The 20,327-nt window shown below is 61.9% G+C and carries 17 protein-coding genes, 2 tRNA genes and 3 pseudogenes; 17 read left to right on the top strand and 5 right to left on the bottom strand.

All coding sequences use genetic code 11. The annotated features are described in order from the left end of the window. Positions 1 to 10: 10 nt before the first annotated feature. Positions 11 to 556 (bottom strand): LuxR C-terminal-related transcriptional regulator, encoded by a 546-nt coding sequence (locus OKW41_RS34675; RefSeq protein ID WP_018421157.1) that lies wholly within the window; start codon positions 554 to 556, stop codon positions 11 to 13. A 219-nt stretch (positions 557 to 775) separates the two neighbouring features. Between OKW41_RS34675 and OKW41_RS34670 the strand changes: the two genes are divergently transcribed. The 17 genes and pseudogenes from OKW41_RS34670 to OKW41_RS34590 all read left to right on the top strand — a co-directional run. Next, a complete protein-coding gene (locus OKW41_RS34670; protein ID WP_429450851.1) occupies positions 776 to 1,480 on the top strand; it encodes a CoA transferase subunit A in 705 nt (234 codons plus the stop codon). A 2-nt stretch (positions 1,481 to 1,482) separates the two neighbouring features. After that, the gene (locus OKW41_RS34665) at positions 1,483 to 2,124 is read left to right on the top strand and encodes a CoA transferase subunit B (RefSeq protein WP_184021841.1); all 642 of its coding nucleotides are present in this window, start codon (positions 1,483 to 1,485) and stop codon (positions 2,122 to 2,124) included. Positions 2,125 to 2,351: 227 nt separating this feature from the next. Then, positions 2,352 to 3,266 (top strand): alpha/beta fold hydrolase, encoded by a 915-nt coding sequence (locus tag OKW41_RS34660; protein WP_429346209.1) that lies wholly within the window; start codon positions 2,352 to 2,354, stop codon positions 3,264 to 3,266. Positions 3,267 to 3,345: 79 nt separating this feature from the next. Beyond that, positions 3,346 to 3,699, top strand: coding sequence for a RidA family protein (locus tag OKW41_RS34655; RefSeq protein WP_184021856.1), 354 nt, complete (start codon positions 3,346 to 3,348; stop codon positions 3,697 to 3,699). 69 nt (positions 3,700 to 3,768) lie between these two features. Next, positions 3,769 to 6,012: a RelA/SpoT family protein gene (locus tag OKW41_RS34650; protein ID WP_429575401.1), complete on the top strand. Its 2,244-nt coding sequence runs from the start codon at positions 3,769 to 3,771 to the stop codon at positions 6,010 to 6,012. 105 nt (positions 6,013 to 6,117) lie between these two features. Beyond that, positions 6,118 to 6,195 (top strand) — tRNA-Val (locus OKW41_RS34645). Positions 6,196 to 6,449: 254 nt separating this feature from the next. Continuing rightward, the gene (gene thrS, locus OKW41_RS34640; RefSeq protein ID WP_429575400.1) at positions 6,450 to 8,357 is read left to right on the top strand and encodes a threonine--tRNA ligase; all 1,908 of its coding nucleotides are present in this window, start codon (positions 6,450 to 6,452) and stop codon (positions 8,355 to 8,357) included. A 49-nt stretch (positions 8,358 to 8,406) separates the two neighbouring features. Further along, positions 8,407 to 8,931, top strand: coding sequence for a translation initiation factor IF-3 (gene infC, locus OKW41_RS34635; protein WP_075643713.1), 525 nt, complete (start codon positions 8,407 to 8,409; stop codon positions 8,929 to 8,931). Positions 8,932 to 9,189: 258 nt separating this feature from the next. Further along, entirely contained in the window at positions 9,190 to 9,387 is a 198-nt protein-coding gene (rpmI, locus tag OKW41_RS34630; protein WP_006052501.1) for a 50S ribosomal protein L35, read from the top strand. 29 nt (positions 9,388 to 9,416) lie between these two features. Beyond that, the gene (gene rplT / locus OKW41_RS34625) at positions 9,417 to 9,776 is read left to right on the top strand and encodes a 50S ribosomal protein L20 (protein WP_006052502.1); all 360 of its coding nucleotides are present in this window, start codon (positions 9,417 to 9,419) and stop codon (positions 9,774 to 9,776) included. Positions 9,777 to 9,934: 158 nt separating this feature from the next. Then, positions 9,935 to 10,948 (top strand): phenylalanine--tRNA ligase subunit alpha, encoded by a 1,014-nt coding sequence (gene pheS / locus OKW41_RS34620; RefSeq protein WP_429450844.1) that lies wholly within the window; start codon positions 9,935 to 9,937, stop codon positions 10,946 to 10,948. A 160-nt stretch (positions 10,949 to 11,108) separates the two neighbouring features. Continuing rightward, positions 11,109 to 13,544: a phenylalanine--tRNA ligase subunit beta gene (gene pheT / locus OKW41_RS34615; protein WP_429575399.1), complete on the top strand. Its 2,436-nt coding sequence runs from the start codon at positions 11,109 to 11,111 to the stop codon at positions 13,542 to 13,544. 69 nt (positions 13,545 to 13,613) lie between these two features. Beyond that, positions 13,614 to 14,024 (top strand): integration host factor subunit alpha, encoded by a 411-nt coding sequence (locus OKW41_RS34610; RefSeq protein ID WP_026225933.1) that lies wholly within the window; start codon positions 13,614 to 13,616, stop codon positions 14,022 to 14,024. A 43-nt stretch (positions 14,025 to 14,067) separates the two neighbouring features. After that, on the top strand, positions 14,068 to 14,484 hold the full coding sequence (locus tag OKW41_RS34605) for a MerR family transcriptional regulator (protein ID WP_184021872.1): 417 nt from the start codon (positions 14,068 to 14,070) through the stop codon (positions 14,482 to 14,484). 76 nt (positions 14,485 to 14,560) lie between these two features. Then, positions 14,561 to 14,637, top strand: a tRNA-Pro gene (locus tag OKW41_RS34600). A 444-nt stretch (positions 14,638 to 15,081) separates the two neighbouring features. After that, the gene (ltrA, locus tag OKW41_RS34595; protein ID WP_429575398.1) at positions 15,082 to 16,449 is read left to right on the top strand and encodes a group II intron reverse transcriptase/maturase; all 1,368 of its coding nucleotides are present in this window, start codon (positions 15,082 to 15,084) and stop codon (positions 16,447 to 16,449) included. Positions 16,450 to 16,824: 375 nt separating this feature from the next. Then, positions 16,825 to 17,001, top strand: a pseudogene (locus OKW41_RS34590) (NAD(P)(+) transhydrogenase (Re/Si-specific) subunit alpha); the annotation flags it as partial. A gap of 69 nt (positions 17,002 to 17,070) precedes the next feature. Here the strand turns inward: OKW41_RS34590 and OKW41_RS34585 are convergent. The 4 genes and pseudogenes from OKW41_RS34585 to OKW41_RS34570 form a co-directional block, all read right to left on the bottom strand. Beyond that, positions 17,071 to 18,115: pseudogene (locus OKW41_RS34585) on the bottom strand (IS110 family transposase). Positions 18,116 to 18,400: 285 nt separating this feature from the next. Next, positions 18,401 to 18,580 (bottom strand): annotated as a pseudogene (locus OKW41_RS34580) (transposase); the annotation flags it as partial. Positions 18,581 to 18,793: 213 nt separating this feature from the next. Next, entirely contained in the window at positions 18,794 to 19,867 is a 1,074-nt protein-coding gene (locus tag OKW41_RS34575) for a TauD/TfdA family dioxygenase (protein ID WP_429575397.1), read from the bottom strand. 115 nt (positions 19,868 to 19,982) lie between these two features. Then, positions 19,983 to 20,300, bottom strand: a complete 318-nt coding sequence (locus OKW41_RS34570; protein WP_429575396.1) for a hypothetical protein — start codon at positions 20,298 to 20,300, stop codon at positions 19,983 to 19,985. Positions 20,301 to 20,327 lie beyond the last annotated feature (27 nt).

Below are 20,327 nucleotides of genomic sequence, written 5' to 3'. Positions count from 1 at the left end.
ACGCCCTCTCTCAATCCCCGAGCAGCCGCTGCAACAGCTCGGTCGCATTGCCCGTATCGTATTTGCGCATGAGCCGCGCGCGGTAGACGTCGACCGTGCGCGGGCTGATGTCGAGCACGCGGCCGATCTGCTTGCTGGTCTTGCCCGTCACCAGTTGCGCGGCGATTTCGCGCTCGCGTGGCGTCAGTTCCACCGCGACCCGCCGGGTTGCGCTCAAATCCTCGAAGGTCCAGACACCCGCCGCGTGCGGGTCGGTGCGCTGCTGCGCGCGGCCCGTCACGTGACACCAGAACAGCTCGCCGTTCGCGCGCTTCATGATCCGGTCGTCCGCGTAGCTGCCTTGCGCGGTCATGATCGGCGGAATGCGCGCGCCGATCCGCTCGAACTCATCCGCCGATGGATACAACACCTGGAACGACTGACCGATCAGCGCGTCGCGCGCGTAGCCGAATATCGACGCTAGCTCGTCGTTGCAGTCTTCGATGGTCCGCTCGCGGGACAGCACGAGTCCGATCGGCGCGAGGTGAAACGCAGTGCGGTAATCCAGGGCGGGCATGGGCGGGCGGCAAGTACTTATGTATTTTTGCGTATTGTGCCGCATGGCGGGCCCAGCGTACTCTTTCGGGCGGATGACAACGCGGCTCAAGCCGCGGATGACTAGAATGACGTAGCGGTATCGTGAGGCGACGTGAAGTTCGCCCGTTGCGATATCAGCCGCAATGATCCGGCGGACCACGTACAGGTTTCGGGTTTCCATAGAGGAAGGGACATACAGATGAACAAGGTCTATCCAGGCGCCGCCGAGGCGCTGAAGGACATCGTCAAGGACGGGCAGACGTTCGCCGTCGGCGGCTTCGGGTTATGCGGCATTCCTGAGGCGCTGATCGGTGCGCTGCGCGATTCGAAGGTGCAGGGCATCACCTGCATCAGCAACAACGCGGGCGTCGACGGTTTCGGCCTCGGCCTGCTGCTCGAGACGCGTCAGATCAAAAAGATGATCTCGTCGTACGTCGGCGAAAACAAGGAGTTCGAGCGCCAGTACCTGGCCGGCGAACTCGAGCTCGAATTCACGCCGCAAGGCACGCTCGCCGAGAAGCTGCGCGCGGGCGGCTCGGGCATCCCGGCGTTTTTCACGAACACCGGCTACGGCACGCAGATCGCCGAGGGCAAGGAAACCCGCCAGTTCGGCGAGAACCACTACGTGCTCGAACATTCGCTGACCGCCGATGTCGCGCTCGTCAAGGCATGGAAGGCCGACAAGGCCGGCAACCTGATCTATCGCCGCACCGCGCGCAACTTCAATCCGATGTGCGCGATGGCGGGCCGCATCACCGTCGCGGAAGTCGAAGAGATCGTCGAAGTGGGCGAGCTCGATCCGGACGCGATCCATACGCCTGGCATCTTCGTGCAGCGCATCGTGCTGAATGCGCATCCGGAAAAACGCATCGAACAACGCGTCGTCCGCGCGAAAGGAGACTGATCATGGCATGGACTCGTGACGAAATGGCCGCGCGCGCGGCGAAGGAACTGCAGGACGGCTTTTACGTGAACCTCGGCATCGGCTTGCCGACGCTGGTCGCGAACCACGTGCCGGCGGGCGTCGAAGTGTGGCTGCAGTCGGAGAACGGTCTGCTCGGTATCGGCCCGTCGCCGACCGAAGACGAAGTCGACGCCGACCTGATCAACGCCGGCAAGCAAACGGTGACGACGTTGCCCGGTTCGTCGATTTTCTCTTCGGCGGATTCGTTCGCGATGATTCGCGGCGGCCACATCAATCTCGCGATTCTCGGTGCGATGCAGATCAGCAGGAAGGGCGATCTCGCGAACTGGATGATCCCGGGCAAGATGATCAAGGGCATGGGCGGCGCGATGGACCTGGTCGCAGGCGTCAAGCGAGTGGTCGTGCTGATGGAGCATGTCGCGAAGGGCGACCAGCACAAGATCCTCGAAGAATGCACGCTGCCGCTGACCGGCGTGGGTGTGGTCGACGAGATCATCACCGATCTCGGCGTGATCGAAGTGACCGAAAACGGCTTGAAAGTGACCGAACTCGCGCCGGGTGTGAGCGTCGACGAAATCAAGGCGAAAACCGGCGCACCGCTCGATGTGAGCGCGGTGAGCTGACGCGGGATGAAACGCCGCTGCGCGCGTCGGCGCGACCGCGCGGCGGCAACGGTGTGTTCCGGACGGGCGAGACGTGAGTCTCGCCCGTTCTGTTTTTGGCGCGCGGCGGCGGATGCGCCGGACGGTTGGATCGACCTTCCTAAGCCTTCTGGCCGATGCTTGCCGCGCGACGAAGCGGTTTACAATCGTTTGCAGCCCAATCCGCAGCGTCTTTGCAAGGACACGAGATGACCGCAACGACTTCCGCTTCCACCACCGGGCGGCCCGCGCCGCGTCAACGTTACGTGCGGTGCGCGAGCGCTGCCGGCCTGCATCGCGTCGCCTATACCGAGTGGGGCGACCCGGACAATCCGCGCGTGTTGCTGTGCGTGCACGGACTCACGCGATCGGGGCGCGATTTCGACCGCCTCGCCGCCAACTTCGCGGACACCTATCGCGTGGTGTGCCCGGACGTGGTTGGCCGGGGCTTGTCGTCGTGGCTCGCGAACCCCAACTTATACGCGGTGCCGCAGTACGTCGCCGACATGGTCACATTGATCGCGCGGCTCGACGTCGACACCGTCGACTGGTTCGGCACCTCGATGGGCGGCCTGATCGGCATGGGGCTCGCCGGCCTGCCGGACACGCCGATCCGCAAGCTGCTGCTGAACGACGTCGGGCCGCATCTGGAGCCGGTCGCGGTCAAGCGCATCGGCGATTACCTTGGCAAGCCCGCGCGCTTCGAAACGCTGCAGCAGGGCGTTGACTATGCCGCGCAGCTCGCGCAGAGCTTCGGACCGCTGACTCCGGACGAATGGCGCGAAATCAATACGCCGTTGCTGCGCGAAGAGGACGGCGCATGGGTGCTGCGCTATGACCCGCGCATCGCGCAGCCGTTCGCGGCGGTCACCGAGGAAGCGGCGAAGCTCGGCGAGGCGGCGCTGTGGCATTCGCTCGCGTCGTTCCAGGGGCCGGTGCTGGTGGTGCGCGGCGAGCAGTCGGATTTGCTGTCGCGTGAAACGGTCGCGAAGATGGTGTCGACCGCGCGTGCCGCATCGAGCGTGGAGATCGCCGGCGTCGGGCATGCGCCGGCGTTCCTGGCGGCGGACCAGATCGCGCTCGCGAGGGAGTTCTTCATCGGTCAGGCCGCGAACGCGTCATAATATTGCGTTCCGCATGACGTTTTCATCGGCAGTGTCGTGTGGGACGTAGTTCGATTAACCCCTCAGCTCAGGACTTTTCATGGCAGTCATTCGTTATCACGTCGGCAAGCGTCTCTCGGAAATGGCCGTGCACAACGGCACCGTGTACCTCGCGGGTCAGATCGCCGAAGACGACGATCAGGACATCGCCGGCCAGACGCGCGAAGTGCTCGGCCACATCGACCGTCTGCTCGCCGAAGCGAACAGCGACAAGTCGCTGTTGCTGTCGGTGCAGATCTATATCTCGGACATGGCGCATTTCGCCGGCATGAACGCCGTGTGGGACGAGTGGGTCGCGCAGGGCGACACGCCGCCGCGCGCGACCGTCGAGGCAAAGCTCGCGAATCCGAAGTGCCTCGTCGAAATCGTCGTGATCGCGGCGCAGCGCAACTGAGTCGCGGCCGTCCGGCAGCACCGTGGTTGATTTTTCGTTGAATCGTCTGGCCCGGCGGGCCGTCGCACCATGAACACCGATACCGTTCCGAGCGCGCCTCATCCCCATCGTTCCTTCGACGAAGCGATGGCGTTCGTGCGCGAACATGCGGGCGAGGTGCGGCTGTCGTCGGGCGAATTGCTCGCGGATCACGCGGCGGGCACCGCGTCGATCATGCGCAAGCTCAACGTCGATCCGCCGGCGGTGCTGGCCGCTGCGCTGTTTGCGCTGACACCGCATCTGCGCGATCCGGAGCGCGTGATCGCCGACGACTTCGGCGAAGAAGTCGCCCAACTGGTCGGCGACGTACGCAAGCTGCTCCGGCTCGGCACGGTCAGTTCGCGCGCGGCGCAAAACGCGATGCCCGAGGCCGGGCGTGACGCGCAGGCTGCGCGCCGCGTGCAGGTCGAGGCGCTGCGCAAAATGCTGCTCGCGTTCGCGCAGGACATTCGCGTCGTGCTGATCCGCCTCGCGTCGCGGCTGCAAACGCTGCGTTATTACGCGGCCGCGAAGCTCACGCCGTCGCCCGACGTCGCACGCGAAACGCTCGATATCTACGCGCCGCTCGCGAACCGCCTCGGTATCTGGCAATTGAAGTGGGAGCTCGAGGACCTCGCGTTCCGTTTCGAGGAGCCGGACACGTACAAGCGCATCGCGAAACTGCTCGACGAGAAGCGCGTCGAGCGCGAGAGCTATGTCGCGCGGGCGATCGAACGTCTGCAGCAGGAGCTGGCCGCCGCGCATATCCGCGCGGAAGTAAGTGGTCGGCCGAAGCATATCTACAGCATCTGGCGCAAGATGCGCGGTAAGGAGCTGGACTTCGCCGAGTTGTACGACGTGCGCGCGTTTCGCGTGATCGTGCCGGACATCAAGGACTGCTACACCGTGCTCGGCATCGTGCACAACCTGTGGCAGCCGGTGCCGAAGGAGTTCGACGATTACATCTCCCGGCCGAAGCCGAACGGCTACAAGTCGCTGCACACCGTCGTGATCGGCGACGATGGCCGCGCGTTCGAAGTGCAGATCCGCACGCAGGAAATGCATCGCTTCGCCGAATACGGCGTGGCAGCGCACTGGCGCTACAAGGAAGCGGGTGCGCGCGGCTATGGTGGCACGTTCACCGCGAGCGAGAAATACGACGAGAAGATCGCCTGGCTGCGACAGCTGCTCGCGTGGAAGGACGAAGTCTCCGAGGGCGAACATGGCGAAGCGGGCTCGGCACAGCCGTGGGAGCAGTTGCGCCAGGCCACGCTCGACGACGATCACATCTACGTGCTGACGCCGCAGGCGCGCGTGATTCCGTTGCCGCACGGCGCGACGCCGATCGACTTCGCGTTTCACCTGCACAGCGAGCTTGGGCATCGTTGCCGCGGCGCGCGCGTCGACGGCGCGATGGTGCCGCTCAACACGCCGCTGCAGAACGGCCAGACGGTCGAGATCGTGGCGGTGAAGGAGGGCGGTCCGTCGCGCGACTGGCTTAATCCGCAACTTGGCTATCTGCAAAGCCCGCGCGCGCGGCAGAAGGTGCGCGCATGGTTCAACGCGGTGGAATTACAGGAACACATCGCGAACGGTCGCGCGATGGTTGAAAAAACCCTGCAGCGCGAAGGCAAGACCTCGGTCAATCTCGATCAACTGGCCGCGCGGCTCGGTTTCAAGACCACCGACGACCTGTTCTCCGTGGTCGGCAAGGAGGAGTTCAGTCTGAGGCTCGTCGAGCAGGCGTTGCAGGATGCGCCGCCGCCCGAGCCCGAGGTCGATGCGCCGGAGAAGTTCGAGAAACGCAGCAGCGGCGCGAGCGTCGCGCGCGGCGCATCCACGGGGGTGCTGGTGGTCGGCGTCGATGCGTTGCTCACCCAGCTCGCGCGCTGCTGCCGGCCGGCGCCGCCCGACGACATCTGCGGATTCGTTACGCGAGGCAAGGGCATGTCGGTTCATCGCAGCGACTGCGCGACGTTCCGCCGCATGGAGGAGCGCGCGCCGGAGCGCGTGCTTCAGACGGCGTGGTCGGCGGACGTGATGAGCGGCCGCGGCCACTCCGTCTACCCGGTCGACCTCAGCATCGAGGCGACGGACCGGCAAGGTCTGCTGCGCGATATCTCCGAAGTATTCGCGCGGGAAAAGATGAACGTGATCGGCGTAAGGACGCAATCGCGCCGCACTGCCGCGTTCATGCAATTTACCGTCGAGGTGTCGAGCTCCGCGCAGATTCAGCGCGCGTGCACGCTGCTGGGCGAGATCACGGGTGTCGTGCGGGCGGCGCGCAAGAACTGAGGCGCGGGCGGTTGGAAAGAGCCCCGCTAGTGGCGCGACGGATTAAAGTCGCTGCATAAAAGTACTTGCCAAGCTGCGCTATACCCCATATACTCTCGTCTCTTCAGGCTCGTAGCTCAGCTCGGTTAGAGCACCACCTTGACATGGTGGGGGTCGTTGGTTCGAGTCCAATCGAGCCTACCAACGAAAATGAAATTCCGGCCTCGCTGGGGTTTCGCAAGCTGCAGTAAGCGCTTTGAGCGCAAAAAGGCGAATACGGTTATGACACCGCGAACGTTGACCGAAACCACTTCGGAACGACGCTAGTCGAGGACCACTTTCGCCAGTGAAGTTTGCATAAAATGTGAATGCGGCCCCTCGAAAGCGGGGCCGCATTTTTTTTATCTTTTTGACCCTGGTTGTATGTGCCGCCGCCGGTCGGCACCACGGAGAACGCAATGGTTTCGATACGTTTGCCTGACGGTTCTGTTCGACAGTACGAGCATCCGGTGACCGTCGCCGAAGTGGCCGCCTCGATCGGCCCCGGTCTCGCGAAAGCCGCGCTCGGCGGCAAGATCGACGGGGAGTTGGTCGATACGTCCGCGCTGATCGATCACGACGTGGCGCTCGCCATCGTCACGGAAAAGGACGCAGACGGTCTCGATATCATTCGCCACTCGACGGCGCACCTGCTCGCGTACGCGGTGAAGGATCTGTACCCGGAAGCGCAGGTCACGATCGGCCCGGTCATCGACAACGGTTTCTATTACGACTTCTCCTATAACCGTCCTTTCACGCCGGAAGATCTCGAAAAGATCGAAAAGCGCATGCAAGAACTCTCGAAGAGGGACGAGCCGGTGTCGCGTCGCGTGGTGTCCCGCGACGAAGCGGTCGAGTACTTCAAGAGCATCGGTGAAAAGTACAAGGCCGAGATCATCGAATCGATCCCCGCTAGCGACGAAATCAAACTGTACTCGCATGGCGGCTTCACGGACCTGTGCCGCGGCCCCCACGTGCCGTCCACCGGCAAGCTGAAGGTCTTCAAGCTGATGAAAGTCGCGGGCGCGTACTGGCGTGGCGACTCGAAGAACGAGCAACTGCAGCGCATTTACGGCACGGCCTGGACGAAGAAGGAAGACCAGGAAGCGTATCTCCACATGCTCGAAGAAGCCGAGAAGCGCGACCATCGCAAGCTTGGCAAGCAGCTCGACCTGTTCCACATGCAGGACGAGTCGCCGGGCATGGTGTTCTGGCATCCGCGCGGCTGGACGCTGTGGCAGCAAGTCGAGCAGTACATGCGCCGTCGCGTGAACGACGCCGGCTACCTAGAAATCAAGACGCCGTTGATCATGGACCGCTCGCTGTGGGAAGCGTCGGGCCATTGGCAGAACTATCGTGAAAACATGTTCACGACGGAATCGGAAAAGCGCGACTACGCGATCAAGCCGATGAACTGCCCCGGTCACGTGCAGGTGTTCAACCACGGTCTGCGCTCGTATCGCGATCTGCCGCTGCGTTACGCGGAGTTCGGCTCGTGCCATCGGAACGAATCGTCGGGCGCGCTGCATGGACTGATGCGTGTGCGCGGCTTCGTGCAGGACGACGCGCATATTTTCTGTACCGAAGATCAGTTCATCAGCGAATCGATCGCGTTCAACACGCTGGCAATGAGCGTCTACCGCGACTTCGGCTTTGATAACGTCGAGATCAAGCTGTCACTGCGCCCCGATGCGCGCGCCGGCACCGACGAAACTTGGGATCGCGCGGAGCAGGGACTGCGCGAGGCGCTGACGGCCTGCGGCGTCACGTGGGAAGAGTTGCCCGGCGAGGGTGCATTCTACGGCCCGAAGGTCGAGTATCACATCAAGGACGCGCTCGGCCGCTCGTGGCAGTGCGGTACGCTGCAGCTCGATATGGTGTTGCCGGAGCGGCTGGGTGCCGAATACGTTGCCGAAGACAACAGTCGCCGTCGCCCGATCATGCTGCACCGGGCGATCGTCGGATCGATGGAGCGTTTCCTCGGGATTCTGATCGAGCACCATGCTGGTGCAATGCCCGCTTGGCTCGCGCCGATGCAGGTCGTTGTGGTGAATATTGCGGAAAGTCAGGCCGAATACGCGCACGCGCTAGCCCAATCGTTGCAAAAACAAGGGGTTAGAGTCGAGGCCGATTTGCGCAACGAGAAGATTAGCTATAAAATACGCGAGCACACGCTGGAAAAGGTCCCGTACCTGTTGGTGGTCGGCGACAAGGAGCGTGAAGCGCAAACAGTAGCCGTGCGTGCCCGTGGTGGTGTCGATATGGGTGTAATGCCTGTTGACACCTTCATTGAGCGTCTGCGCCAGGACGTGCAGTCGTTCAACTGAGCCACTTGGTACCCGGCTCGTTTTTTTTAATTTTTAGAGGAAACGTAACATCGCTACTGATAAGTCTGCGCACCGCATCAACGGTGAAATTACAGCACCCGAGGTGCGACTGGTCGGCGTCGAGAACGAACCGCTCGGCATCGTGAAACTCGCTGATGCGTTCCGCATGTCGGAACAGCAGGACGTAGATCTGGTCGAAATCGCTCCGCAAGCGGTTCCGCCGGTTTGCCGCTTGATGGACTACGGCAAGTTCAAGTACCAGGAAGCGAAGAAGCAACACGAGGCCAAGCTCAAGCAGAAGGTCATCCAGGTCAAGGAAGTCAAATTCCGCCCAGGTACCGACGACGGTGATTACAACGTCAAGCTGCGCAACCTCGTCCGCTTCCTCGAAGATGGCGACAAGACGAAAATCACGTTGCGTTTCCGTGGCCGCGAAATGGCTCACCAGGAAATCGGCATGCGCATGCTCGAACGCCTGCGCACCGACCTCGACGAAGTCGGTCAGGTCGAGCAGATGCCGAAAATGGAAGGGCGCCAGATGATCATGGTGCTCGCTCCGAAGAAAAAGAAGTAAGCGCGAAGCAGTTGGCCGGAGCGGCGGCGTGCCATGTGGCGCGCGCTCCGGAGGCGCAAGGTTGTTTGATGCTGTGCTGGGTGTCCGGCTTGGTGTCGGAAGGTTTCGGAACGTCGCGCATGCAAGTGCGCAGTGGTTCCCGAAAAGCGGCCGCTGGCGGTATCGGCGGTCTGCATACCAAGTGGAATGGGTTTCGAAGGGCGGGAAATGGCCATCTGGCCGACCGCACACCCATGTCCATCTAATAATGGAGTTGTCATGCCGAAGATGAAGACCAAGAAGAGCGCTGCAAAGCGCTTCGTGGTGCGTCCGGGCGGTACCGTCAAGCGCGGTCAAGCCTTCAAGCGTCACATTCTTACCAAGAAGACCACCAAGAACAAACGCCATCTGCGCGGCTCCACGGCAGTTCACGATTCCGATCTGAACTCCGTTCGCGCAATGCTGCCGTTCGCTTAACCCTTAACCGACACTCATAGGAGCGAAACATGCCTCGAGTAAAACGTGGGGTTACCGCACGGGCCCGTCACAAGAAGATCATCAAGCTGGCCAAGGGTTACCGCGGCCGTCGCAATAACGTCTATCGCATCGCCAAGCAAGCGGTCATGCGCGCAGGCCAATACGCCTACCGCGACCGCCGCAACAAGAAGCGTGTGTTCCGCGCACTGTGGATCACGCGTATCAACGCGGCGGTGCGTCAGCACGACATGACGTACAGCGTGTTCATCAACGGCCTGAAGAAGGCGTCGATCGAACTGGACCGTAAGGTGCTGGCCGACATGGCTGTGTTCGACAAGGCTGCTTTTGCTGCGATCGTTCAGCAGGTGAAAGCCGCCGTTGCAGCCTGATTGCGCTTCTGGCAATTAAAACTGCGTGGTTCGTTGCAGCGAACATCCGGTAGTCTCGGTGACGCTGCAACAAAAACGGGGCTCCTCACCGAGCCCCGTTTTTGTTGGTAGAACCAGTTTTGTTTCGATAGAACACTGACGTTGAAATGATGGGATCAATGGATCTGGACCAGATTGTCGCCGACGCGCAAAAAGCCTTCGCAGAAGCCTCCGACGTCACCACCCTCGAGAACGAGAAAGCGCGCTTTCTCGGTAAGGCGGGTGCGCTGACCGAGCTGTTGAAGGGCCTTGGCAAACTCGATCCCGAAGCGCGCAAGACCGAAGGCGCACGGATCAACCTCGTCAAGCAACAGGTTGAAGCCGCGCTGACGGCACGTCGTCAGGCGCTCGCCGACGCACTTCTGAACCAGCGTCTCGCTGCTGAAGCGATCGACGTCACGCTGCCGGGCCGCGGCGCCAATGCGGGTAGCCTGCACCCGGTGATGCGCACCTGGGAGCGCGTCGAACAGATTTTCCGTACGATCGGATTCGACGTGGCCGACGGCCCCGAGATCGAAACCGACTGGTACAACTTCACCTCGCTGAACAGCCCGGAAAACCATCCGGCGCGTTCGATGCAGGACACCTTCTACGTCGACGGCAAGGATGCCGACGGCCGCCCACTGCTGCTGCGCACGCATACGAGCCCGATGCAGGTGCGCTACGCGCGCACCAACTCGCCGCCGATAAAGGTGATCGTGCCTGGCCGCACGTATCGCGTGGATAGCGACGCGACGCATTCGCCAATGTTCAACCAGGTCGAAGGCCTGTGGATTGACGAGAACATCAGCTTCGCGGACCTGAAGGGCGTCTATACCGACTTCCTGAAGAAATTCTTCGAGCGCGACGACATTCTCGTGCGCTTCCGTCCGTCGTATTTCCCGTTCACCGAACCGTCGGCCGAGATCGACATGCAGTTCGAAACGGGCAAGAACGCGGGCAAGTGGCTCGAAATTTCGGGCTCCGGCCAGGTGCATCCGACTGTGATCCGCAACATGGGTCTCGACCCGGAGCGCTACATCGGCTTCGCTTTCGGCAGTGGCCTCGAGCGTCTCACGATGCTGCGTTACGGCGTGCAGGACCTGCGCCTGTTTTTCGAAAACGACCTGCGTTTCCTGCGTCAATTCGCGTGACCCGGCGCGCGCGAGCGCGACGAAGCATAAATCGCGGCAGCGCACCTGGTGCGCGCCGCGAGCGTCCCCGGCAGAGCTCGCTGAACCGGCGCAAGACCACCGGGCTTTGCGAAGCATCTGCCGGACGTGGACCTAACCTGATCACAACGTACACAGAACCATGCAATTTCCGGAATCCTGGCTCAGAACTTTTGTCGATCCGCAACTGACCACCGACGAGTTGTCGCGCGCGTTGACGATGGCGGGTCTCGAAGTCGAAGACCTGCGGACGGCCGCGCCGCCGACCTCGAAGATCGTCGTCGGCCAGGTGCTGGAAGTCGTCAAGCACCCGGATGCGGACAAGCTCAACGTGTGTCAGGTCGACGCTGGCACCGGCGCGACGCTGAACATCGTGTGTGGCGCGCCGAATGTTGCACCCGGCATCAAGGTGCCGGTCGCGCTGGTCGGCGCGCAACTGCCGCCGGCCGAAGAGGGCGGCCCACCGTTCGCGATCAAGCTGTCGAAGCTGCGCGGCGTGGAAAGCCAGGGCATGCTGTGCTCGGCGCGCGAGCTGAAGCTCTCCGAAGATCACAGCGGTCTGATGATACTGCCGGAAGACACGCCGATCGGCCAGGACATCCGCGATACGCTCAATCTCGACGACACCGTTTTTGAAATCAAGCTGACGCCGAACAAGGCCGACTGTCTGTCGGTATTCGGCGTCGCGCGAGAAACGTCGGCGATTACCGGAGCGCCGCTGCGTCCGCTAGAAATCAAGCCGGCTCCGGTCACGCTCAACGAAACGCTGCCCGTGAAAATCTCCGCGCCCGATCTGTGCGGCCGTTTCTCGGGCCGCGTGATTCGCGGCGTCAATGCGCGCGCGAAGTCGCCGCAATGGATGGTCGAGCGTCTCGAGCGCTCCGGCCAGCGCAGCATTTCCGCGCTCGTCGACATCTCGAACTATGTGATGCTCGAGCTGGGGCGTCCGTCGCACGTGTTCGATCTCGACAAGATCCACGGCGGCATGGACGTACGCTGGGGCCGCAAGGGCGAAACGCTGAAGCTGCTGAACGGGAACACGGTCGAGCTCGACGAAACGGTCGGTGTGATCGCCGACGAGCAGCATATCGAAAGCCTCGCGGGCATCATGGGCGGCGACAGCACCGCGGTCACGCTCGACACCACCAACATCTATCTCGAGGCCGCGTTCTGGTGGCCCGACAGCATTCGTGGCCGCTCGCGCAAGTACAACTTCTCGACCGATGCGGGTCATCGCTTCGAGCGCGGCGTCGACTATGCCAGCACCGTCGATCATATCGAGCGCATCACGCAGCTGATCCTCGACATCTGCGGCGGCGAAGCGGGTCCGGTCGACGATCAGATCGTCAACGTCCCGAAGCGCGCGCCCGTGACGATGCGCGTTTCGCGCGCGAACCGCATCATCGGCGTCGCGATCGGCGCCGATGAAATCGCGCAGATCTTCACGCGCCTCGGCCTGTCGTTCGAGCGTGACGGCGATACGTTCTCGGTGATGCCGCCGTCGTATCGCTTCGATATCGAAATCGAAGAGGACCTGATCGAAGAGGTCGCGCGTATCCACGGCTTCGAAAAGATTCCGGCGCGCCCGCCGGTCGCGACCAGCGAAATGCGCGCGACCAACGAGACGCAACGCTCCATCCACGCGATCCGTCATGCGCTCGCCGCGCGCGACTACGCGGAAACGGTGAACTTCAGCTTCGTCGACGCGGAGTGGGAGCAGGACTTCGCAGGCAACAGCAACCCCGTGCGTCTGATCAACCCGATCGCGAGCCAGCTGTCGGTGATGCGCACGACGTTGTTCGGCAGCCTGATTCATGTGTTGCGCACGAATCTGAACCGTCGCGCGGCGGACCGCGTGCGCGTGTTTGAAGCAGGTCGCGTATTCCTGCACGATCCGTCGATCAAGGCCGGCGAGCTGACCGTCGAAGGTTTCGCGCAGCCGAAGATGATCGGCGCGCTCGCCTATGGGCCCGCGCTCGACGAGCAGTGGGGCGCACCGACGCGTGCCGTCGACTTCTTCGACGTGAAGGGCGACCTCGAAGCGCTGGTCGCACCGGCGGTCGCGCGGTTCGTACAGGCCGAGCATCCGGCGCTGCATCCGGGACGCAGCGCGCGTATCGAATTGAATGGTCGCGCAGTGGGCTGGATTGGCGAATTGCATCCGCGCTGGATGCAAAAATATGATTTGCCGCATGCGCCGATTCTGTTTGAAATCGAAGCGGAGGCATTAATGCAACGGGTATTGCCGATTCCGTCGGAAGTTTCAAAATTCCCGCCGGTACGACGTGATATTGCGGTGGTCGTCGATCAGAAAATCGAGGTTCAGGCGCTGCTCGACGAGCTTCAGAAGGCCCAGTCCGAACCGGCCTGCAAGGCTGTCCAGAAGGTTGCACTTTTCGACGAATTTCGTCCAAAATCAAACACTTCCGGTGGTCTGGCCGCGCACGAGAAAAGCCTTGCGTTCCGGGTGACCTTGCAAGATACTGGCGGAACCCTTCAGGATGAAACGGTCGATCTGGCTATTCAAACTCTGGTGGAACGTCTAGCTCGAGTATATGGCGCACGGTTGCGCGGATAACCCGCATTTAACAATTGCACGGCTGTTTCCGCATCCATTGTTTTACGCTTGGCGCGCCATTTGATAGATATGAATGAAATGAACTCGAGTGATTTCGAAGCCCTTCTTACGGCGCAACGCAGCGCCATGATTCGAGATATTCCGACATCATCCGCCGTCGTTTCCAATGAAACGCCGACACTCACCAAGGCGGAACTTGCCGAGTTGCTGTTCGACAATGTCGGGCTCAACAAGCGGGAAGCGAAGGACATGGTCGAGGCGTTCTTCGAGGTGATCCGCGATGCGCTCGAGAGCGGCGACAGCGTGAAGCTGTCGGGCTTCGGCAACTTCCAGTTGCGTGACAAACCGCAGCGTCCCGGCAGAAATCCGAAGACGGGCGAGGCGATTCCGATCGCGGCACGTCGCGTGGTGACGTTTCATGCAAGTCAAAAGCTGAAGGCGCTCGTCGAAAACGGCGCCGAAGCGAGCTTCGCGCGCTGATTGACTGGCGCGCTTTCGGGCAACCCACCACGGCTAACTGACGATGACAGCGACTATCGAAAAAGTCGTCTTGCCTCCGATTCCGGCGAAGCGGTACTTCACGATTGGTGAGGTCAGCGAACTTTGTGGGGTAAAGCCTCACGTGCTGCGTTACTGGGAGCAGGAGTTCACCCAGTTGAGGCCGGTCAAGCGGCGCGGCAATCGTCGGTATTATCAGCATCACGAGGTGCTGCTGATCCGGCGGATTCGAGAGTTGCTGTACGAGCAGGGTTTTACGATCAACGGGGCGCGCAACCGGCTCGATTCGCATGGCGGCGGTGGGCCGGATGCGGTGGTCGAAGAGGGTGAGGCTACCGCCGGAGTCGCGGGTCAGGTGCAGGCATCGGCGGCAACGGTTGCGGTCGATGTCGAGAAGTTACGCAAGGAACTGCAGAACGTAATCGATCTGCTGGGCCACTAATTCATGGACTTGTTCGCTTTGTTCGTGTCGAGCGGTTCTAATCGAATGAAGTGTCTGTTATAATTTTTCTTCTGTTCGGGGCGTAGCGCAGCCTGGTAGCGTACCTGCATGGGGTGCAGGTGGTCGGAGGTTCAAATCCTCTCGCCCCGACCAAGGAAATCAAGGCCTTACAAGCAATGCTTGTGAGGCCTTTTTCGTGTGCGCCCAGCATGGGCGCACTCCTGGAGGTGCAAGTCCTCCCATAAGCTGACCACAGCGAATGAAGTGAAGCGCAACTGCGTAAGGGTGACCGAGCGTGGGGAGGAAGCGTGGAGCAAAGCCGTGAGCCGATGGACAAGAACCGGATATGAGGCGGCACCGATCAGGGCGAGCGGGCACGAATCTGCGAAGCTCTTGTGGTCAAGGATTGGTGCCGTAAATCCGGCGGTTGTGCGGTGAAGGAGTGCGTTCTTACCTGGGGAGATCTCGCCTCATGCCTGAAAGGGCAACGGTGTCGAACCGGAGCGAGAAGTCAGCCGAGGTCGTAGTAGTCACAGGACAGGTCGGCAAGGCTGAAGCTGGTGACGAAGGACCGAACGGGAAGGAGTGTTCAGGGATATGCCGATGCGGCAGGCAATGCGTCAGATGCCCGTGCAAACGGGGCGAGCGGGAGCAGCGCGTGGTGAAGCTGCGCATGTACCTGTGAGCGACGAAGCCGGCTGCCCGCGGCATGAACCCGGGAGCACAGGGTCAGCGTTGCTGGAAGCGGCGTTGACGAGAGAGAACCTGAAGCGGGCGTTCAAACGGGTGCGGGCCAACAAAGGAGCCGCTGGGGTGGATGGTCTGGGCGTTGACCAGACTGCGCGCCATCTGGTGACGGCGTGGCCAGCGATTCGTGAACAACTGCTGAAGGGGACGTACCGGCCCAGCCCGGTACGGCGGGTGACGATTCCGAAGCCGGACGGAGGCGAGCGCGAGCTTGGTATCCCGACGGTAACGGACCGGTTGATCCAGCAGGCTCTGCTGCAGGTGCTGCAGCCGGTTCTGGATCCCACCTTCAGCGAGCATAGCTACGGCTTCCGGCCCGGACGGCGTGCACACGATGCGGTGCTTGCCGCGCAGTCGTACGTGCAGTCAGGCCGGCGAATCGTGGTGGACGTTGACCTGGAGAAGTTCTTCGACCGGGTCAACCACGACATCCTGATCGACCGCCTACAGAAACGCATTGGAGACGCTGGTGTAATCCGGCTGATCAGGGCGTATCTGAACAGCGGCATCATGGATGATGGAGTGGTTCAGCAGCGAGCCCAGGGCACGCCGCAAGGCGGGCCGCTATCGCCGCTGCTGGCCAACGTGTTGCTGGATGAGGTGGGCAAGGAACTGGAGCGGCGGGGCCACTGCTTTGCGCGCTACGCCGACGATGCGAACGTGTATGTTCGTAGCCGCCGCGCGGGCGAACGGGTAATGGTGCTGCTGCGACGTCTGTATGGGCGATTGCGCCTGAAGGTCAACGAGACCAAAAGTGCGGTCGCGAGTGTGTTCGGTCGCAAGTTCCTGGGTTACAGCTTATGGGTGGCTCCAGGCGGTGTGGTCAAGCGCAAGGTGGCGGCCAAACCGCTGCTGGCGTTCAGGCACCGCATTCGTGAACTGACCCGCCGATCTGGCGGGCGCAGCATGAAGGACGTGGTGGCACGGTTGCGGACTTATGTGCAGGGCTGGAGGGCATACTTCCGGTTGGCGCAAACCCCCAGAGTCTGGCGTGAGCTGGATGAGTGGCTGCGCCACCGACTACGCGCCATCCAGCTTAAGCATTGGCGCCGTGGCTCAACCATCTACCGGGAACTGCGCGCGCTGGGCGCGTCATGCTCTGTGGCACAACAGGTGGCGGCGAACAGTCGCCGCTGGTGGTGCAACAGCGGCAAGCTCCTCAACAGCGTGCTGACCATCACTTACTTCGATCAGCTGGGTGTGCCCCGACTCTCCTAACCTCAACTTCCCGAACCGCCCGGTGCGGACCCGCATGCCGGGTGGTGTGGCAGGGGCGCAGCCTCAGGCTGCCCCCTATGCCGATTGGTAATCGATTTTTGCCCCCACGTTTGCCCCCACATGGCGGGGGGCTCTTGTAGGAACAGAACGGAATTTTTTGGCGGGGACTGGGTAGCGGACGCGTTCGTTGCTCAGTTCGGGCCGGTTTTGCTCGCGCGCTACCGGTGCGTGCTATGCCCGCGGCAACCGCATACGCCGGCAACGACATGCTGTTTTCTGAGGGTTTCGGAGAAGGCTGGCATTTTGCCGAATATTCCCGATGTCGTCGCGTCGCTGACGACAAACGCTACGTAGCGCCCACAGACGGCACAACGCACCCTCGCGGCGGGACGTGGCGCCGAATATGAAGGCCGTCGCGGCGGCAACTGCCCGCTCACCGAACCGGACTGGGTCGTGACGAAGCACGGCGTGTCGCTCGTCGGCTAGACGAACGTCCCGTCGATGGTCGCGGCCGACGCGTCGTCGCTCTACGCGCACAATCTGCTCGACTTTCCATTGCTGCACAGAGTACATCTACCGTAGGATTCACCGGTCCGTGCCAGGTACCGACGTCCGAGACAGTCAAGGGACACGCGTTGACTCGGCCAGATCCGCGAGGATGAGCGGGTACAGCTCCCTCACGATATAGCGCTTGAGGCAGCGATGAATTTCCTTGTTCGACATGCCTTCCTTGGTCCGGCGCTCGACATAAGCACGGGTCCGAGGATCGCTTCTCATCCGCTCCATCGCAATGGTCCACAAGGCATTGTTTGCAGACCGGTCGCCTCCCCTGTTCAAGCGATGTCCGACCGTTTTGCCAGACGATGCCTGCAACGGGCTCGTGCCACAAAGCGCCGCCAGCGCAGCCTCGCTTTTCAGGCGTTCGGGATTGTCGCCCGCGACGGAGACGAGCACTGCAGCGGTCTGTGGGCCAACACCGAATCTCTCACAAAGCCGACTGGCGTGCTGGCTGGTCAGGAGATCAAGCACGGCATCGAGCGTGTTGAGTTCCTCTGCCAGCGCCAGCCAGCGCTTCGCCAGCAAGCGCAACGTGGTCGTCAACGTTTGCAACATAGGCGTGTTGCCACGAGCGCAGGCGGGCGCAGCTCGCAACGCATTCTGCTGTCTTCGTTTTCAGAAGGCGCTCGCGAATTTCCTGTGGCGCGCTGACCAGCAAAGCCCGCAACTGATTGATGGCCCGCGTTTTCGCTTTTACAGCGCTGCATCTGACAACGGAGACGGCGGCCATTGCTTCGGCAGCGCCGGACTGCTCGTTGGGAATAGCAGTTGCTTTTGCGGAGAGAACCGCGCGTGCTGCATTTTCTGCATCGGTGGGATCGGACTTCCCTCAAGACCGTGTCGCCCGGTCGGGGCGATTGACTTCGAGTACTTCAAGCTCGCGATCGCGCAGCACGCGCGCCAAACCCGCTCCATAGGTGCCGGTCCCTTCTACGCCGGCACGGCGCAGATGACCGAACGAATTCGCTCAGGTCACCAGGTTGAGATATCCCGCCGTGTCGGTCGATACCGGCAGCGTTCCAAGGAGTTTCCCCGTCTCACTGATCACAGCCCCAACATGCGCATCCAGATGCGTGTCGACACCCTGGATCACTTCGATTTGTTCCATGCGTATTTTCGTTGTAGTGGGCGCATCGCCAACCCCACTCGCAGGACAGGACACTCACGGTGCAGGCCAAAGCTCCTATCAGGTTACAAACGTTGGGCCCGGCAATGCAATACTCGGGGAACGCCGGAAGCCGATCGACAGGTCAACGCCAAGGCAGTTCGGCCAATCCCAGCACGGGTCAGATCGGTCCGACGTTCGAAGAGCATTATGAACTGAGTGTCCCAGCAATTTCCCTTGCGGCTCATCTAACTGCGCTGCGCATGCCGTAGTCCTTGAGCAGGTCCTGGAAACCTGTTTGCCTGCGCCGTTCAGCTTGCCAGCGGCATCGGCCTTAACCCAGTTGTGCAGCGTCTTCGCGCTGATGCCCAGTAGCTTTGCCACTGCCGCCATACTCTGGCCGCCGCGGACCATGCGCACGGCTTCTATCATGAATTCCTGCGAATACCGTGCCATCGGATTACCCATCGTTCCTTCCTCCTTGCGTGAGTTTTACACACCCAGCAAGGGATCCGTTTTTTGCGGGCAAGCTCAGCTCAGCTTGCTCATCGCCGGTTCTCAATTCGTTCAGCCCGACACGCATACCTCCAATCTCGATTCCTCTTAGTCTCTTGATCTTTCGACCTCTCAATCTCTCGAAGGCGCAGCGCATGCACTCACACGCTGCACCCAGGCGCATCGTCACAAACGCGGCACCGCCGCAATGCCGATCCTGAAGTTGCCACGCGTATCGTCGGCGGCCTGACCGCGCGCTTCGTAACGTTGCTGTACGACGCCGTTCTTGCCGAAGCCGGGGATCATCGAACGCGGCGAGCCGCGGCGCAGCCACAGACGCAGCAGATGACGCCGCCGTTGCGGCTCCGGAAAATCTGTGAAGCGCGTGCGCGAATGCAGCGCCGCATAGTTCGAGAGCCACTGGATATCGCCGGGCCGGAAATCCATCGCGAGCGACATACCCGGCTCGTACGTGATTGCCTCGAACAGTTCGAGTACCTCCTTCTGCTCAGGCGTGAGCCGCGGCACTTCTGGATAGTCCTGCGCGGTCAGGATATACAGCGATCCCGCGTACATGCTGAACACGCCGTCGACGAAGCTCACGATTGGCGAAACATACGTATTGGCAGGCGAATTGTGATCCTGGCGGCGCCAGTCCCAATGAAACGGCTCGAGCAGCAAAGGCGCGAGGTCGGGCCGGCGCTTGAGGATTTCGTTGTAGATCTCCGCGCCGGACACGATGCACGAGGCGCCGCCTTCGAGCGCGGGGCGCAGGCACATCAAGGCGACCACATCCGAGCTGTCCGAGTGAAACGGCAGCAGGTCGCGGATCTTGGCGGACAGCGCGTCCGGATCATCGAGCATCTTGTCGGAGGTCGCGTAGACATGATCGAGCAGATCGCCGAGTTCGTTCTGGCGGATCGGGTCGCCCATATGCAGACCGAGTATGTAGTAGATCGCCGCCGACATCGCATCGGAATAGAGATGCGTGCGCAGCCCGCGCGCGAGCACGAAGCCGCAGCCTACGTCGATGTCGCTGCACCATTCGTCGATAGCGGCGGCGCATGCGTTCAGCGGATAGTCGGACGCCTTGACGAAACGCAGGTCCGGGTCGTCTTCGACGAAGCGCCGGCCGAGCGCCTCCAGTTCTTCGATCTGGTCCTCGTTCAGATAGTAGATCCAGTCCTGCTTGTCGAGGAGCTTGTCGCCGCGCCAGGCAGCGGCGCCGGAGACAGGGGACAGCGCTACGGAAGTCGTCATGATGGTCTTGGGGGAGTGGTGACTAAAAACGTGATCGTCGATCACGAACGTATCATGGCCAAATTGATGCGTGCATTCTTGTCTGCAGGCGTACGGCCTCTTGCCGCTTCAGTTTTTATACGACGATGCGGCGCTCAGGCGCTTGTCCGCGCGCGCTGCACGCCGAACCCGCAATGACGCCCGCGATCAACAGCACGAACAGCCAGCCGAACGCTGTGTCGGGCTTGCGCAGGATGCGCATCACGAAGTTGGCCGCACATGAAATGTAGAGCGCGAAGCCGTCGAGCGCGCAGCCGTCGGCGAACACGCCGAGCACGAAGCGGCGGTGACCGGGCGCTTGTGCGTAGTTGCGCATGATCGCTGGCAGGCGGAACGGATGGCGGCTCGCCGGCGGCAGGCTCTCGGGCAACCAGCGCCAGCAGACGGCGAGCAACGTCAGCGCGAACAGCGCGAGCTCAGC

It is taken from the genome of Paraburkholderia sp. UCT70, assembly GCF_050434085.1.
GTDB lineage: Bacteria > Pseudomonadota > Gammaproteobacteria > Burkholderiales > Burkholderiaceae > Paraburkholderia > Paraburkholderia tuberum.
This window is presented reverse-complemented; position numbering and strand designations above follow the sequence as displayed.